Below are 16,817 nucleotides of genomic sequence, written 5' to 3'. Positions count from 1 at the left end.
GATAATTAGCCTTTTATCATAGAAATATATCAATGCGAATGTTAAAGGCACAATTTGGGATACTTTTCTGTTCTTATTATTGATTTTGTCCTTTATTATTAACTTGTTGTATTTAATTCAAGCAAATGTTATTTAAAGCTAAACCGACATTTAGAGAATTTACTTTAACTATTGTTGCCATAGTTTCACTAGTTGGTTTATTAGTATTTTCCTATCAGGATGCTAATAGTCGTCAAGCTTTTCTACAGGTAGCTACATTTAGTATTGGTGCGTTAACAGGTCGCAATATACCTGAAAAATCTGAGTTAAAGCAGTCTGAACACTCAGAATCAAAATAAACTCCTATGTTAAACAACACAGAAGTTCATTAGTTTAGCGATATTCTTAAGTCTCTTACTTGCTGGGAACAGGTAAGAGCTTTATTATTTTAACCTATATTTTCCGTCGGGCATAGAGAACCTATATTCTTAAACTTTATTATTGGAACTCTTTTTCTAATAGTTCTTTGATTCTTGCCATACACTCAACACCGTTATTATCCTTCACACCCCACCTTATTAGGTATGGAGTTTACATTCAAAATAAAACATATTATATTCAATTTGTATTTTCTTTTTTGTTCTTATATGCCCAAAGAATCTTTGTTATTAATGATTTTTACCTTGATTTTTCTATTTCTGGTTATGCGGTCTATGGTGGATAGACAAGCCCAAAAACTGCTTAATGAATTTTGTAAACTGTTTCTAGCTGGTTTTTCGGATATCTACTTAACCAATAAAAATCTCTAACCTGCTCATAACTCAAGTTAGAGACCGTATGTTTTTCTTGAGACCAGCTTACCTTGAATACATATGATAGGCAACCTATTTAAGTGGATTATCTGTTGTTGATTTAATGAGTTAGAACCATATGGATTTTGATTTAAAAATTTATATCCCTTTATTAGCTGCTTGTATTACTGCGAGTGCTGGTTTGATAGTGGCAAAAAATAGTTTACGAGCTAGTATTAAAATAAAAAATCGTGATGTATTAATTAGTAATTTACAAAGAGATTTGGATAAATTAAATGAAGTAAAGAGATTATCTCTTGAATTTAGTGCCAAGATACTTTTTATTTATAAAGACAATAATCTTTTAAATTCTCAATTTTTATTAAAGGATATTCAACCACTCTTGATTAATTTTTGTGTTGAAATTTATAGTATTAAATCTATCATAAACAATTATGATGACTTTGAAAAAATTATAGACATTTTTTCACGTACTGATTTTAGTGGTTATTCTAGATTAGAATATTATAACGACTTTCAGAATGGTATTAATTCTTTAATATCTTTCTTGGATGATGAAATAAATTTAAAAATAAGTTCAATATCTATGCTTTTAAAGATGTTTAATGAGGTCTAGATTCAAACTAGACCTTTATTAAATTACACTTCATTCCATCCGTTACGATTAATCATTGCTTTGGTGTTTATACCTAAATCTTTGGTTATCTCTTGCCAGTCAGTAACTACAAATTTTTGATAGGTGTTAGCTGTAATTGTATCCGTTATGCTATGACCTAAGATTTTAGATAGAAATATATTGCTAGCTTGGTTATTAAATCCAAATAACTACTATTTTGCAATAGCGCACAAACACATAAAGTAAGGGATTTATTAATCCATATTTATTATGATTACCATATGCAATTATCTATGATACTGGTACTGATATAGGTCTAAAGACTTAATACCTATATACAGCGAATACACCAAATTGTGTAAAAATAAGGCACTGAATACACCAATGTGTATGCACAACTAAAGCGGCTCTACAGTCTCTAGAAACTATCCTGTTACAGCTTTTACGAATTTTCGCGCAACAGTAAGCAGTTTTAGCAAACAAAAACAGTTTTTAAAAATTAACCCCTACTAAAAATAGGGGTTTATAGTTTCAGCCTATAACCAGTGTCTTAAGTTCTTATTGAGTTCACCAAATATCATTCTGTTATCGCGTCTCTGTTCCGCTTCATCCTCCAGGGCTTTCTTGTTTCTCGTGCGTTCCCAGAATATCAACTCTTTTTCCTCAGCCTTAGTTAGTGGCTGATATTTCCGCTTAATCTCCAATGCTCTAACTCTGGTAGGTGTAAAGCCAGTACCATAATCTTCCCAGTCGCTAAAGGTTGCCAGCATACGCATATAGCTGAATGCTGGTGAAGGGTTTACAGGTAATTCATAATCCCCAATGTTTTGATACTGGATATTATTCATATTTTGAATATCTAGCTTTACTTTTTCGCCTAAAGCTCTCATTCTCTCAGCTTTATTTATGGCTCTGATTCTGCCATTTATCAGTTTTTCTAAAAAGCTTGTTTTGATTTTCATAATCTTTTAATTTTTACTATTGTTTATTCTGGTCAAATTGGCATTACATGAATTTTTATTTTCTGGTATATTATTAATATACTACAAATGCTACATTAGAAAGATGAAACAAGACATAGTAGTAAAATCGGTAAGAATGAACCGCAAAACCAGAGATTTTTTAGTTAATAAATCTAAAGAACTAGGTATAAGTCAGGAAAGATTAATCTGTTTTGGCTTAAATAAAATTACACCAGAAGAGTTAGATATTTTAAAATCAGCTAAAGAATTAGTAGACGTGTAATGGAAACTTTAGAAAGTAATCTAACCGAAAATTAGCTGAATAACTAATAGAACATATGCCTAACTTTTCTAAATATTGAAAACTAGTAAACAAATATACAGAGTGCTATGGAACAAAGTAAAAAACGCAAAAAACACCCACATAAAGAAATATTGGATAACTTTAGTCAATTATGTCGTGAAGTTATCCGTGACCAAATAGCTGAATTTAAAGCTAGTAAATTGCATCCTAATGGTTACTACTATTCTGACTGGACTGGATACCGAATTACTAATCCGCGCAAAGTACAAGTTAATCATGTAATACCATTTAGGGAGCTACTATACCAGTTCTTAAAGGAACGCAAAATTGATTTGTTGACTATCTTCGAGCAATCTAAGGATAGCCTTACAGCAATATTAAATGATTTCGCTGCTTATCACCAAAAGAATGCTCGATTGAATATCTTACGTGAGAGTGAGAATAAGCGAGATTTTTTCATGAATCAGTCTAAATTTCGCAAATGGCAGGAGTTCTTTGAATAAATGAATATCCCCTAGTAACTATCTAGGGGACTGTAAAATTATTAAAAAACTTATAAGTTACATTATGAATACAAGTATACTAATTAATATTAAAGCACAATCTAAATTAATTATTAGTACCTACAGGGCATTTGTTAGTAAGTACAGTAGACGCAATAAAATAGGCAAAGTACATAAATTAATTATTGATACTGTTGCAGTAAAAAATAAAGAGCAAGGTGTAAAAGCAATTACTACGCTCAAAAAGCGCAAACATAAATGGACTTTACACGCTACAGCTTGGGAATTAGCGTACAGAATAGAATGTGGTCATACTTTTATATGGAGCTACTTAGAAGGTGGTGTTAAAGCTAGTAATTTTGTGTCAGCTTCTATACTGGTTCTAGATTTTGATAATAAGATAGATGGGGAAAATATACCTATCTGGGATAGCCGCCACTTTAGTGTTGCTCAAGCTTTAATTAGAGCTTATGAGTATAATCTTGATTTCTGTTTTGGTTATACTACATTAAGTCACAGTGACACCACACACAAGTTTAGGCTTGTATTTCAACTACAAGAAACTATTACAGATGCTTCCCGCTTTAAGAAATTAATTGAACAGCTTTTTGTTGTATTCCCAGAAGCGGATACTGCCTGTAAAGGTGCTGAGAAAAAATTCTACGGTAGCAAAGTAGGTTCAATATTCTACCCTCAGTACGATAAGTATTTAAACTTATCTAAACTTGAACTAGCTTCCCGGTGTTGCAGTGTCAGGGTTAGTAATACTAATACTTTATCCAGAGACTTAAAAAGGTATGAAAGAAAATTTGGATTGAAATCTCCCTCACCCTCTATATATATAGAGGAAAGTGGAGAAATCAATCCAAAAACACTTTCAACAAATGAACTCATTACAGAGAGAGAGGGCAGTAGAGTATATATCCCTGACTACTCAACACCACCGAACTATGAGAAGTTAAGACACGTAAATTTTGAAGAATTATGCCAACGAGTAAAAATACTCAATGATTTCGCTAGTGGGAAAAAATTACTTCATCCAAAGCTATTTGGGATAGCCTCAGCATTGCAATACATAGAAGGTGGAGAGAAGTTTTACAAACAGATAATCAGTAGTAATCCTAAATACAGTGCTGAAAAATATTATTTAGTTAATGTATGTAAGCACAGTAATTATCACGTAATGAGTTTACATGGGTTTAGCCCATATCAAGAGGATTGTAGATTCAGTAATATTTATGAAGCAGCAAGAATTAATAAATATCATTGGAAAATTGTAGAAACAGTAGAAACTATGACATTAGAAGTAGCAGAGAAGCAGTTAGAGGATACTCTAGTAAGTGCCTTAAACGCCACAGGCAACCCCATTATTGTTATTAAGAAAGCTACGGGATTAGGTGGTACTACACAATTAGCTAAGTTATTAGGTGAAATGGACTTAAAAGCTGTAGTAGCCTTTCCTAACCATGCTTTAAAGCGCGAAAAAATTGAACTGTTCTCTACATACAGCAAATTAGAAGTAACACCACAGTTACCCGCCGACATTCCCTCAGAAATTAAAAAACAACTGGAGTATTACTACCAAATTGGAGCTTATGATACAGCATCAAAATTTATAAATACAAAAAGTAAACGTAATCCTGCTTTAAAACGATATATACTCAATAAGTTTGATGCTTATAAAAGTAGTAATACTGTACTAACTACTCATTCTCAAGCTATCCATGTAGACTTTATACACAGTACCTATATTTTTGATGAAGACCCATTAAAAAACATCTTAGAAAATGGGAAAGTAACCTTTGGGGATTTGCGGCTATTGGTTGATGTAGTTCGCAATTACCAGGATAGATATGTATTGGATAAATATGTTGAATGGCTAGACAAATGGAATATCCCGTCTACTATCGAAAGAACGGCAACACTAGGATTAAATAATTACAACAAATTAGAAGATGAAATATTAAAAGAATGTCATGCAGACTTAACAAGCGAAGTATTACGGTTTTTAGATAGTGATTATTTTGTGCAAAGTTTACCAGAGTCAGGTGACAATGTAAGAGAGCTAAACTTTATTAAGCATAATAGCTTAAATAATGATTTCCTAGCCCATAAGAAAATAATTATAGTATCGGCTACAGCTTCTGAGTTTATATACCGTAAACTCTATGGAGATAGAGTACAATTCTTTGATTTAAGTAATGTAGAGCTACAAGGAACTTTACAACAGGATAGAAGCTACAGCTACTCTAGGCGCAGTATGAGCCAAGAGAAAGTAATTGAGTATTTAAACGAACGTACTGATGGTTTACCTGTGATAACGTTTAATGCTTTCCAAAGCAGAATAGCTAACGCTGTACCTGACATTTATTTTGGTAAAACTGAGGGCTTTGACGAATATAAAGGCAGAGATTTAGTAGTAGCTGGTACACCACATTTGAGTATGGTTGATTATTTGCTGTATGCGGCTGCATTGGGAATAGAAATCAAAGCTAGTGATTTTAGGATGAGTAGTGAAATGATTACCCATAACGGGATAGAGTGCTACTTTAATACGTTCGAGAATGAAGAATTGCGTAAAATACAGCTTCATTTTATTGAGGAGCAGCTAGAACAGGCAATAGGTAGAGCGCGATTAATTCGGACTGATGCAAGAGTAGTGGCATATACTAATTTTCCACTAAGAAATGTAAGCGATTACACGACAATTAGAAAGTTGTAATTTAGCTTAATACTAACCCAGTATACGTAAGGGTATGTGTAAATAACATACCCCATTTTTACAAGTATTTAATAGTAATCATTACATTAGCTGGAGTATTGTTATACCAGAAATAAAGGTATTAAAAGCTGATGTTATTTTAGACATAAAAACTTATGTGCCTATAACAAGTTAATCATGAAATATTTTATAAATACTAATCTCTCGCTTTGAATGATTTTCGTCAATGTGATGATAGACTTCTAAGCAATTAGAACTAACAAAATAAGAATTATTAATTAGTGAAAAATCTGATGGTAATTGGTTGTATTGAAACCGATGTTTTATAAGAATTTTGAGAGATGCTTCTAACAAACATTATCATTGCTAACAAAATTACTGGTATAGCTGTAAAAGCAAGAGTTTCTGTTCTATTAAAAGCGAGTTGTTTTACTTTTAATCCTGCCATATAAGCATCATATCTAGCTTTCCACTTGTTATTCAATGCTAGATGTGAAAAGCAACGTCCTGCATAAGCATTTATCCTGATATCTTTGATATTACTCAAAATAGCTCTAGAATACTCTTCAATAGCAGCGTTGTAGTGCTTTAATTGAGAATAAGCAGTTGCAAGACCTAAATAAGCTTCATCAAGAGAAGGGTCTATACGAATAGCATGATTAAAATCACGAATTGCTTCACCTGGCTTTTTCTTAATAGAAAGGTACACGTTACCACGTATGAGATAGCTTAAAGAATGTTTAGGATTCAATTTAACTACTGTACTAAAGTCATCAATTGCTCTGGTATATAACTTTGAACCAAGATGAGCCATTCCTCTCCTAAAATAGCTTTCTGAGTCATTTGGGTGTAATTCCAGAACAAACGTATTATCTGATATTGCCCCCTGATAATTTTTTAAGGCATAACAAGCTATTGCTCTTTTTTTATAAGCTTCAATGTGTGATGGACATAATGAAATAGTTTGTCCAAAATTATCATTTGCTTTTGCAAAATTGCCTGTATTTAAATACGCCTTACCTCTTTCAAAATAAGCTTCAATGTATTTTTTGTTTTTATTAATAGCTTTAGTAAAATTAATAATTGCTTCAGTATATTGATTTTTATCAGCAAAGTTTATGCCTTCCTTGTAGAAGCTTTCGGCTGATGTGAATACTTCTCCAATTTGTTTACCTAGCCAGACTGCTCCCATAATTCCAAGAGCTTCTAAGCTATCAATATTCCCATCATTCGCTAAACTCGCTACAGTCGCAGCACTTCCAAGAGCCACTGCTCCCATCTTGCCTTCTTTTGATGAATTAATAAAATCCTTCCAAATGAAAACACCCATGTTGATTAAAACTTTTCGCAGCAAAGCATCCCATAGCTTATCACTTATTTGTTCAAATTCAGTTTTTATATCTTCGTGAATAGTCTGTTGTTCTAGTATATATATATTTTCAACTTCAATCTCTAAATTTTCGTTAATAACTTGTTGCTCAAATACATAAATTGTCTCTGATTCGTTTATCCCTGAAGAGTTCACTTCAGTGTTATGTAGTTTATCTACTTGTTTAGCTATTTTTTCAACAGTTTTTTTAGCTTTTTTTTGATTTTCTAGCTTGTATTTCCATAATTCATTTTCTAAATTAATATATTCATTTCTTAATTGTGCTAGTTCTCTATGTACATCAAGTTCTGGAACACTTAGATTAATTCCCTGCTTCTTAAGTTCTGCCTTCCGAGACTCGTATTTAGCTCGACTATCATTTAGTTTCTTTTGAAGTAGCTCTATATCAATGTCTGACATATGGATGAAATCTATGTACTTTCATTCTATTTTTCCCAAAAATGCTTGTACAGTAACGCATTTTGCACGAAAAATGAAGAAGTATAGATTATAACTATAGGGAGAATACTTAATTTTATTTAAATTTAATACATCACTATAAACAGCCTCTAAAGCAGCTTTGGATGTGATGAATGATAAATCACATCTGAAACAGAAAACATAAGGCTTATAGGCGAAAATAACTCAAGCTTTTTTCTAGTAAGTTCTTAAGAAATTCTGAGAGACAGCTTGTATCAGCAAATTATAAATTTAAATTATATTAATAAGTATTAAGTATAAATTATTTCTATTCCAGCCATCCATTCCTATCACTTCTCATAGGGTAAATTAAACTTGCGCCATGAGAGAAAACTGAGAGAAAAAATGGATGGCTGGTAGTGGGTGACGAGGGATTTGAACCCGCAACCAATAGATTAAGAGTCTACTGCTCTACCGTTGAGCTAGTCACCCACGCAGACAATCACAATAGCAATATTATAGTTAATTCGTCAATATAAAATCAACTGAGGACTATGATTTAGTGGATACGGGGAATTTGATGATAAATGTAGTTTGACTGGCAATACTTTCTACAAGAATCGAGCCACCCAAGTGTCTGACCATTTTTTTGACTAGAGCCATTTCCAAGCCTGTACCACTATATTTCCAAGGGTCATTTTTGCATAGGTGATAGAATGGCTCAAATATGCGAACTTGCTCATGGATAGGAATTTCTAATCCAGAATTGATGATACTCACTTGTATTTCTGCGGCTGTTGTTTGAGCAGATACTGTAATTGATTCTCCTGGTGGTGTGTATTTGCAGACATAACTCAGTAATTCGGTGACAATTCGCTCTAGTTCGGTAATATCAGTTTCTAAGGGTGGGATGACATCAGCAATATCTAGTTTTAATTGCTGTCCTTGGCAGCTAGTGAGGTCTAAAAAAGATGCGACGATGGGAGGAAGCCAGGTTTGTAAGTCAACAGTGATGAGTGTTGGGGGTTCGGGTTTGGTTTCTAGATGAATGAGTGTGAGTAAATCGTTAATGAGTCTGCTTTCTCTGCCACACTCGTTATGTAGAATCTGCAAGAGTTGGGGTACGATTTCAATATCTAATGTGCCGTTAGGTAAAAGAATACTTTCGAGGGTTTGAGCCGCTAGACTAATATTTGTGATGGGTGTTTGGAGTTCATGGGAGAGGTTTTTAAGGAATTGTTGAGTCAGGCGTTCTCTGGTTTCTAGTTTTTTGATGCGTGCTTGTTTGATAGTATTGAGCCGTGTTTGCCGGATAGCGATCGCACATTCATAGGCTAAAGTTTGTACTAGGCCAATTTCTAGCTCGTTAAACATTTCTTGGTTAGGTTTGATGAGCCAAAGATTACCTAAAATACCTTGCTGGTCAAAAATAGGACAGGCTAGCTGAGTAATTACTAGTAGTTTGGGATGCCATCCGGGTACTATTTCCACAGACTGGAAATGTTGTTTTTCCAATAGTGGTTGATAGATTTCTGTCAAATCTCCAGGCTTTCTGCTGATGCCTTGGTATGTAGGCTGGGTATCTGTATACTCACACACAACACTAGCTACAGTGCAATCAGAGTTATAGAGTTCGATATAACAAGACTCAAGTTGTAGTAACTGGGCTAATTCCTGAGTGACATGAGTAAAAATTTGCGTTTCATCTTGATGATCTCGGATGTATGCAGTAATTTTGGTAACTAAGCTTTGAAAGCTTTTTGTCTGCTGGAACTGATTTTGATATGCCTGTTTTTGTAAGTCTAGTTCCTGGTTCAGATGTTTGATTTGCTGTTGTAGTTCTCCCTGGTGAGTTGCAATTCCTAGTTGGGTTGCTAGTTGTTGTACAAAATCAATTTCTATTTGCTGCCATTGGTGGGGTTCATGGCAATATTGAGCGATTAATAACCCCCAGACGTTCCGCCGTGATAAAATTGGCACGACTAAATGCGCTCTGACTTGCAATGAGTTTAAAAAGTCTCTTTGGCAAGTATTAATCCCAGTCTGATAAATATCTTCAATGATTTGAGTGCAACATCGCCCTTGATGTTGGTGCTTACTATTTAAACAGGGATCTCGAAAGCTTTTACCCAACAGAGAAATGTCTGGTTTGGCTGTAGCTTCAGCAATGACTACTCCATTAGTGTTAGCTTGCATTTGATAGATGAGAATGCGATCGCAATTTAACCATTTTCGCAAATCCTGAGCAGTTTCATGGAGAATAACATCTAAGTCTAAATAATCATGAATTTTTTGGATAATTGCTGCTGATATGTGTTCTCGCTCTGCTTGAATTTCTCTAGCTTGGGCTACTTGTTGAGCAGGGGTGATATGGCTACTAGTACCGATAATCCGATAAATTCTAGAGCTATTATCCCGCAATGGCGTAAGCGTTGTACTCCACCAAGTCAGCACTCCCTGAAATTGTAAACATTGTTCGTAGGAAATAGTTTTCCCCAAGCGCACGCAATCACTATAACGCTGACGCACCTGCGCCGCATCTACGGGGGTGAGAATATCCTCTGGTTTTTTCCCCCGCAAATCTTGTGAACTCATACCTATCCATCTCTCATGGGTAGGATTAAGTCCTACATAACAAAAATCTCCATTCTCTAAAACATCCACCACAAAGATAGATGTCTGCACAGAGTCATACATACTTAGTAGTAGCTGTTCACCACTACTTTTTTCGTTTACTGCTGTGCCAAAAATCAGATTAACATGAGATTCTTGCTGCAACTTGACCTTAGATTCTAATGAATTGATATTCATGGGAGAGTCCCTGTCCGATAGTAATGACTCTTTGAAGCACCTCATTGGAGAATTTTGCCCTTATAAAAGGGTTCTAGTGCCTCAATCTAATTATTGTTGGTTTTTGCTTACGATATTTGAGCCTTTCTTTAATTCTTATCAGAAATACAGGCAAATTAATAGCAATAAGCTTAACAAATCCTACTTTGTGAAGGTTAAAACGCATTTGTAAGCTAGGATAATTTTATGGATTTTTTTTTATTAAGATTTAATTACGATTGTTGCATATACTTAAGTAATATCAGAGCATTACATTAATTAATGTAATTATTCTTAATAAATTATCTATTAATTTACTTATTCGTTGACTAATTTATAAGCTGTTATACCTGTGAGGATAGCAACTATCAGCCAAGTGATGGCTAACCCTAAGACTTCCCCTAAAAATAAGCCAGTCATGCGGTGTAAGATGATTCCCAGAGTGTAACCAATAGGTAAAGCCACAGCCCAACTGAGAGAATTAACTATAATCCATTGCCAAGCCCAAGACTGGGGCTGACGAATTGCTAACCATTGGGCTAATCCAATGGCAAAGCCGCCAAATGCTCCGTATAATGCCCCAAAATAGAGTCTCAAAGCCAGAATTTGGGAAGCTGGTACACTCCAACCGATTGCACCCATACCTATAACGGTGAGTAGTACCCAAGCTGTGACAGTTAAGATAATCCATCGAATAGTGTAGATATTTTCTCTGAGAATGAGACTTTGGGGAAGTGCGATCGCAATTCCTCCCATCGCCGCCTGTATTACGCCAATTTCTGCTCGTTCGCCAATTTCAATCCAGCACAAACTAGCCAAAAAACCGCCAAAAGTCGCTAAAATCCACAGCAAGACAAATTTTAACGATGTTTGAGCAGAAGTCATCATTTAGTCAAAAGTTATTAGTCAATAGTCAATAGTGAACAGTCAATACTCATTAGTCAATAGCATTAACCCTAACTCTTCACACTTGTTCTACCTTGTCTACCTTGTCTACTGCCTCCCTATTGTCAATGGCCTGTTGGCTTTAGCTGCAAACAAATCACGAAAAACCTTACGGCGTGTTTGGGGTGATTCTGGTGCGATGTAACCCCACAGACTTTCCCAGTAAAAGAAAGACATACCAAAAAATTGGCGATCGCGCACTGCTTGTACCTGTCCTTGCACCTGTGCAATTTTCACTGGATTCCTTAAAGTCCCTGTAGAAATCCCAATCGCTACAGGAATTTTAGTTTGTGCCAATTTAACCGATGGTGTGTTTAATTCTGATAAAAAACTACTTTGATCACTGCGATAAACCTGCAAAATCAACTCATCTATTAAACCATTTTTTACCCAAGTTTCCCAATCTTGCAAATAATTCTTATAAGCAAAAGATTGCGGATTAGGAGACAAAGAAATTTTCATATTAGGTTTTATTTCCTTCACCGCTTTATATATTTTTGCCATAAACCCAGTAATTTTATTAGCTCGCCAACTCATCCATTCTGGGTTCAAAGGGTCACTCGGAGGACTTTTACCTTGATGTTCTTTTTGATATAGTTCAATAGTGAAGAAGTCATAACCAAACTGTACAGGCATTCCAAAATGATCATCAACTTGAATACCATCAACATCATAATTACTAACAACTTCTAAAATTAACGACAAAATAAACTCTTGCACTTCAGGATGTAAGGGATTTAGCCAAGCTAATTTATTCGTCGGCTCATTATCTTCCGGTAGCATTTCACTAATAGTTTTTTCCCCTCGCTTGCCAATTGTTAACCAATCAGGATAACGCTTCACCAATTCCGAGTCAGCAGGAGTCATAAAACCATATTCAAACCAGGGAATGACAGTTAAATCTTTCGGTTTAGCTAAATTCAACAACTTTTTTAAAACATCTTGCCCACCATGTGCAGTATTTAGCAAAGGTTCAACATCTCTACCTGTAAATAATTTAGCTACATTACTTTTGTAAAAAGTATGTCCCCGATTCCAAACTACAGGATAAATAGTATTAAAATTGAGTGCAGAGAGTTGATTGACAGCCCGCTCAATACCCCAAGGCACATAAAGCACACCACTGGCTACATTAGTGAGCCAAACTCCACGAATTTCTGTTGTAGTCGGTAGATTGTTGCTTTCTTGATAATTAGATAATGAAGGATCAGAAAATATTGTTAAGGACAATATAAGTTGTACACACAGCACATAAAATAAACAAAGTTTTGCCAACCGATTCATGTATGGTTTTGACTTCGTTGGGTAGATAAATTGAGCAATACGCAATCAATCATGATTTTTCTGGATAATGTAGAAATATCATAATAAACTGCCAAGATGTAAACTGCCAAATAAAAACTTGTCACTTTACATCTTGGCTTGAATTTAACTATTGAGTAGTTAGCAGTGAACACTTGTTTGGTTCGTAGTAAGGGCTTTAGCCCTTTATCTTAAATTCTCAAGGACTAAAGTCCTTACTACAAACTAAATTAAAACCTCTCTACACCTGCAAACTGCTGATCATTCTTTTTATTTGCAGCTTCGCCACAAGTGCGTGGTGTCGGAAATATTTTACCAGGATTTGCTAAACCTTGGGGATTAAAAACTTGTTTTACCCACTGCATAGTTTCTAAATCAGCATCACTAAACATATCTGGCATATAGCATTTTTTATCTGCTCCTATACCATGTTCTCCAGAAATACTACCGCCTACTCTGACACAAAGCTTCAAAATTTCTCCACCTAATTCCTCAACTTTCTCTAACGCGCCAGGAACAGCATTATCAAACAAAATCAATGGATGCAAATTCCCATCACCAGCATGAAATACATTGGCAATTTGATAACCAAATTTTTGACTTAATGCCTCAATTTCTTGTAAAACATAGGGTAACTGCGTGCGAGGAATTACCCCATCCTGCACATAATAATCTGGGCTTAAATGTCCCGCCGCCGCAAACGCTGCTTTTCTTCCCTTCCACAACTTCAAGCGCGTTTCTGCATCACTAGCAGAAGTCACATTCCGCGCCCCATTCTTCTTACAAATTTCCGCAACCCGCTTTTTATTTTCTGCAACTTCGATTTCTAAACCATCAATTTCAACTAACAGAATCGCTGTAGCATCACGCGGATAACAATTAGTAGCAACCACATCTTCTACAGCGTTAATACTAATATTATCCATCATTTCCATACCACCAGGAATTATCCCCGCACTGATAATATCAGAAACAGTTTCCCCGGCAGCTTCTACAGTCGTAAAATCTGCTAACAGTACACAAATTGATTCTGCACTTTTCAGGATTCTGAGGGTAATTTCTGTAGCAATTCCTAAAGTACCTTCCGAACCAACAAAGACACCTGTTAAATCATAACCAGGAGTTTCGGGAATTTCTCCCCCTAAATCGACTATTTCCCCCGTTGGCGTGACGATTTTTAAACCTAAAACGTGGTTAGTAGTCACACCATACTTTAAGCAATGCACCCCGCCAGAGTTCTCCGCTACATTTCCCCCAATGGAGCAGATAATTTGGCTTGATGGGTCAGGAGCGTAGTAAAATCCAGCACCACTGACAGTCTGAGTTACCCAACTGTTAATTACTCCTGGCTGTACAAAAATGCGTTGATTATCTAAATCTACATTCAGAATTTGCCGCATTAAAGAAGTAACAATTAAAACTGAGTCATCAGAAGGTAACGCGCCGCCAGATAAACCAGTTCCTGAACCCCGTGCGATGAAAGGTACAGCATACTTGTTGCATATCTTCACTACCGCCGCCACTTGTTCTGTTGTGCGTGGTAACACCGCCACAGCCGGACGTTGACGATAGCTAGTTAAACCATCACACTCATAGGTGATGAGTTCTTCACGCCGTTGCACTACGCCATTTGTACCAAGCACAGCCTCGAATGCTTTGATGATAGGTTTCCAGTTACGTTGTTGTTTATCTTGGGTAAGCATAGATTTTTATTTAACTGCCAGGTGGGTTAGTTTAATTACTATTGTGGCCAGAATAGCAGTTTCAGGGGATGATGAGGCGATCGCTCTAGGGTAGTTCCAAACGAAAAAATAAATTTCCGATAATTTATTTTTTCGTGTTTTAAGGTTTGTAGTGAGAACTTTAGTTCTCTCTGCGTTCTCTCCGTTCGCGGAGCGTCCGGCAGGGAACAAACCAGGACTAAAGTCCTTACTACGAACGGAATCCTAGTGTTTTTACACTACTTAACATAGTTTGTTTTTTTAAGTTGTTTTACTTATCTACAGAAGAAATATTTCAATCGCAATCAATTAACCTAGAAATAACGCTCTTAAATCAATGGATAAAATCATGGTTGAGCAACTTCTCATAAATAATGATGATTTCTATGTGCCAGATGCCAACCAGTTAATTACTGAAGATGATACACCAGTGGACAATTTTGCATCTGCCAAACAACAACGCTTATTAGTCGGTTCTCTTTATAGTTCTTTCCAAAATCAGACTTTTTTAGCTGAAGCTAACGTTGGTATTTATCACGCAGATAAACAGCCTGCAATTGTACCCGATGTTTTCCTCAGCTTAGATGTTCAAGTGCCTGAAAATTGGTGGGAGAAACAAAATCGCTGTTATATGGTGTGGCGATTTGGTAAACCTCCAGAAGTCGTGATTGAAATTGTTTCTAATCAAGAAGGTGACGAACTCGGTAAAAAGCTGCAAATTTATGAACAAATGCGAGTCAGTTACTACATTGTTTATGATTCCACTCAGCAATTAGGAGAAAACATCCTACGGGTTTATGAATTGAGGGGAAGACGCTATTTTGAAACCTCCGAAACTTGGTTAGAACAAGTGGGTTTAGGTATCACTCTCTGGGAAGGTGAATTTGAAGGTAGACAAGATACTTGGTTACGCTGGTGCTATCAAGATGGTAGTGTTTTACTGACTGGTGATGAACTCGCTGAACAGGAAAGACAACGTACTGAACAGCAAAAACAACGTGCTGAACAAGCAGAAGAACGCGCTCAGTTACTAGCAGAAAGACTAAGAGCAATGGGAATTGATCCTGATTCAGTGTAAATTTTAAACACGATATGTAGAGGCTTTTAATCAAAAGTCTCTACGTATTGTTGATAAATTCTTGTATACGTTGCCAAACATTCTCTAACAAATCAGGATCATTAGCATCAAACCATTCAATTTGAGGATATGCTTTAAACCAAGTCCGTTGGCGTTTGGCAAATTGTCGTGTATGCAAAACTGTTAATTCTTGAGCTGCTTCTAAAGAAATTTCTTCCCTTAAATATTGCTTGATTTCTTGATAACCTAAAGTATTCAATAAAGGTAAATCAGCACCATATTTTTGACACAAATATTCAACTTCTGCTATGAAACCATCTTTAATCATTTGCTCAGTGCGTTGATAAATACGTTGTGCTAATTTTTCGACATCACAATCTAAACCAATTTGTAAAATCGGATAGTCTGGGGGATTTTCTCCTTGCTGTTCAGAAATTGGAATCCCCGTGACATAAAATACTTCTAAAGCTCGTAAAGTTCGTACAGGATCATGGGGATGAATTTTTTGTGCAGCCGTGGGATCAACTTGCTGCAACATACTGTAGAGTGTATTTTGTCCAAGTGATTCGAGTTGCGATCGCAATTCATAATTCGGTGCAACTCTAGGAATCTTCATCCCCTGTACAATCGAGCGAATATACAAACCAGTACCCCCCACTAACAACAGGGGAGAAACACCAAGGGAATTAATTAAATTTTGCGCCTGTTCTTGATAATCTGCTACCGTCATGGTGTTTTGGGGAGCGCAGATATCTATCAAATAATGAGGAACTAATTGTTGTTCCGTTAACGTTGGTTTTGCCGTTCCAATATTAAACTCACAGTAAACCTGACGCGAATCAGCACTAAGAATTACAGAACCCAACCGCATCGCCAAATTCAAAGCCAACCCAGATTTCCCCGTCGCCGTAGCACCACAAATCACAATTAATTTAGTCATTACTCATTAGTCATTAGTCAATAGTCATTAGAGAACAGAGAACAGGGAACAGTTTTTCTCATCTCCTCCCTTGTCTCCCTTGTCTCCCTTGTCTCCCTTGTCTCCCTTGTCTCCCTTGTCTCCCTTGTCTCCCTTGTCTCCCTTGTCTCCCTTGTCTCCCTTGTCTCCCCAGCCCCCTGCCCCCTGCCCAATTCCCCGCACTATGCTAAAATCTTGAAGCCTTCAACACTTCCCATACCAGACGCTACAAGCTTTTTGTCTTTTCTACTCAAAACCCCCTAGTGTATGTTATAAATCTGTGAAATTTGCAATATC

Annotated in this window: 14 protein-coding genes and 1 tRNA gene; 6 read left to right on the top strand and 9 right to left on the bottom strand. The window is 35.9% G+C overall.

The window, feature by feature from the left end; genetic code table 11:
* The first annotated feature begins 125 nt into the window (after positions 1 to 125).
* Together ACPZ3T_RS13610 and ACPZ3T_RS13605 are read left to right on the top strand one after the other, a co-directional pair.
* Positions 126 to 338 (top strand): hypothetical protein, encoded by a 213-nt coding sequence (locus ACPZ3T_RS13610; protein ID WP_490276888.1) that lies wholly within the window; start codon positions 126 to 128, stop codon positions 336 to 338.
* A 571-nt stretch (positions 339 to 909) separates the two neighbouring features.
* On the top strand, positions 910 to 1,407 hold the full coding sequence (locus ACPZ3T_RS13605) for a hypothetical protein (RefSeq protein WP_490276887.1): 498 nt from the start codon (positions 910 to 912) through the stop codon (positions 1,405 to 1,407).
* Between the two features lie 536 nt (positions 1,408 to 1,943).
* Here ACPZ3T_RS13605 and ACPZ3T_RS13600 read toward each other — a convergent pair.
* Positions 1,944 to 2,369, bottom strand: coding sequence for a hypothetical protein (locus ACPZ3T_RS13600; RefSeq protein ID WP_490276886.1), 426 nt, complete (start codon positions 2,367 to 2,369; stop codon positions 1,944 to 1,946).
* Positions 2,370 to 2,505: 136 nt separating this feature from the next.
* On the opposite strand from ACPZ3T_RS13600, the gene ACPZ3T_RS13595 reads away from it, so the two are divergent.
* The 3 genes from ACPZ3T_RS13595 to ACPZ3T_RS13585 all read left to right on the top strand — a co-directional run bounded on the left by ACPZ3T_RS13595 (position 2,506) and on the right by ACPZ3T_RS13585 (position 5,898).
* The gene (locus ACPZ3T_RS13595; RefSeq protein ID WP_490276885.1) at positions 2,506 to 2,652 is read left to right on the top strand and encodes a hypothetical protein; all 147 of its coding nucleotides are present in this window, start codon (positions 2,506 to 2,508) and stop codon (positions 2,650 to 2,652) included.
* A 107-nt stretch (positions 2,653 to 2,759) separates the two neighbouring features.
* Positions 2,760 to 3,176, top strand: coding sequence for a hypothetical protein (locus tag ACPZ3T_RS13590; RefSeq protein WP_490276884.1), 417 nt, complete (start codon positions 2,760 to 2,762; stop codon positions 3,174 to 3,176).
* Between the two features lie 64 nt (positions 3,177 to 3,240).
* Entirely contained in the window at positions 3,241 to 5,898 is a 2,658-nt protein-coding gene (locus ACPZ3T_RS13585) for a hypothetical protein (RefSeq protein ID WP_490276883.1), read from the top strand.
* Between the two features lie 274 nt (positions 5,899 to 6,172).
* Here the strand turns inward: ACPZ3T_RS13585 and ACPZ3T_RS13580 are convergent, their stop codons facing one another.
* The 6 genes from ACPZ3T_RS13580 to glcD all read right to left on the bottom strand — a co-directional run bounded on the left by ACPZ3T_RS13580 (position 6,173) and on the right by glcD (position 14,466).
* A complete protein-coding gene (locus tag ACPZ3T_RS13580; protein ID WP_490276882.1) occupies positions 6,173 to 7,687 on the bottom strand; it encodes a tetratricopeptide repeat protein in 1,515 nt (504 codons plus the stop codon).
* Positions 7,688 to 8,107: 420 nt separating this feature from the next.
* A tRNA-Lys gene (locus ACPZ3T_RS13575) sits at positions 8,108 to 8,179 on the bottom strand.
* Between the two features lie 60 nt (positions 8,180 to 8,239).
* Positions 8,240 to 10,498, bottom strand: a complete 2,259-nt coding sequence (locus ACPZ3T_RS13570; protein ID WP_490276881.1) for a GAF domain-containing protein — start codon at positions 10,496 to 10,498, stop codon at positions 8,240 to 8,242.
* Positions 10,499 to 10,834: 336 nt separating this feature from the next.
* Positions 10,835 to 11,404, bottom strand: coding sequence for a hypothetical protein (locus ACPZ3T_RS13565; RefSeq protein WP_490276880.1), 570 nt, complete (start codon positions 11,402 to 11,404; stop codon positions 10,835 to 10,837).
* Positions 11,405 to 11,509: 105 nt separating this feature from the next.
* The gene (locus ACPZ3T_RS13560) at positions 11,510 to 12,745 is read right to left on the bottom strand and encodes a glycoside hydrolase family 10-like protein (RefSeq protein WP_490276879.1); all 1,236 of its coding nucleotides are present in this window, start codon (positions 12,743 to 12,745) and stop codon (positions 11,510 to 11,512) included.
* 248 nt (positions 12,746 to 12,993) lie between these two features.
* Positions 12,994 to 14,466, bottom strand: a complete 1,473-nt coding sequence (gene glcD, locus ACPZ3T_RS13555; protein ID WP_490276878.1) for a glycolate oxidase subunit GlcD — start codon at positions 14,464 to 14,466, stop codon at positions 12,994 to 12,996.
* 367 nt (positions 14,467 to 14,833) lie between these two features.
* On the opposite strand from glcD, the gene ACPZ3T_RS13550 reads away from it, so the two are divergent.
* Positions 14,834 to 15,562, top strand: coding sequence for a Uma2 family endonuclease (locus tag ACPZ3T_RS13550; RefSeq protein ID WP_490277214.1), 729 nt, complete (start codon positions 14,834 to 14,836; stop codon positions 15,560 to 15,562).
* A 40-nt stretch (positions 15,563 to 15,602) separates the two neighbouring features.
* On the opposite strand, the gene miaA is transcribed toward ACPZ3T_RS13550, so the two are convergent.
* Both miaA and ACPZ3T_RS13540 read right to left on the bottom strand, forming a co-directional pair.
* Complete coding sequence (gene miaA / locus ACPZ3T_RS13545) at positions 15,603 to 16,502, bottom strand: tRNA (adenosine(37)-N6)-dimethylallyltransferase MiaA (protein WP_490276877.1); 900 nt, start codon at positions 16,500 to 16,502, stop codon at positions 15,603 to 15,605.
* Between the two features lie 27 nt (positions 16,503 to 16,529).
* Positions 16,530 to 16,703, bottom strand: a complete 174-nt coding sequence (locus ACPZ3T_RS13540) for a hypothetical protein (RefSeq protein ID WP_490276876.1) — start codon at positions 16,701 to 16,703, stop codon at positions 16,530 to 16,532.
* Positions 16,704 to 16,817: the final 114 nt, after the last annotated feature.

The organism is Aliinostoc maniaoense (assembly GCF_058172895.1).
Note: the sequence above shows the minus strand (reverse complement) of the source record. Positions and strands in the feature narration are given on the sequence as shown.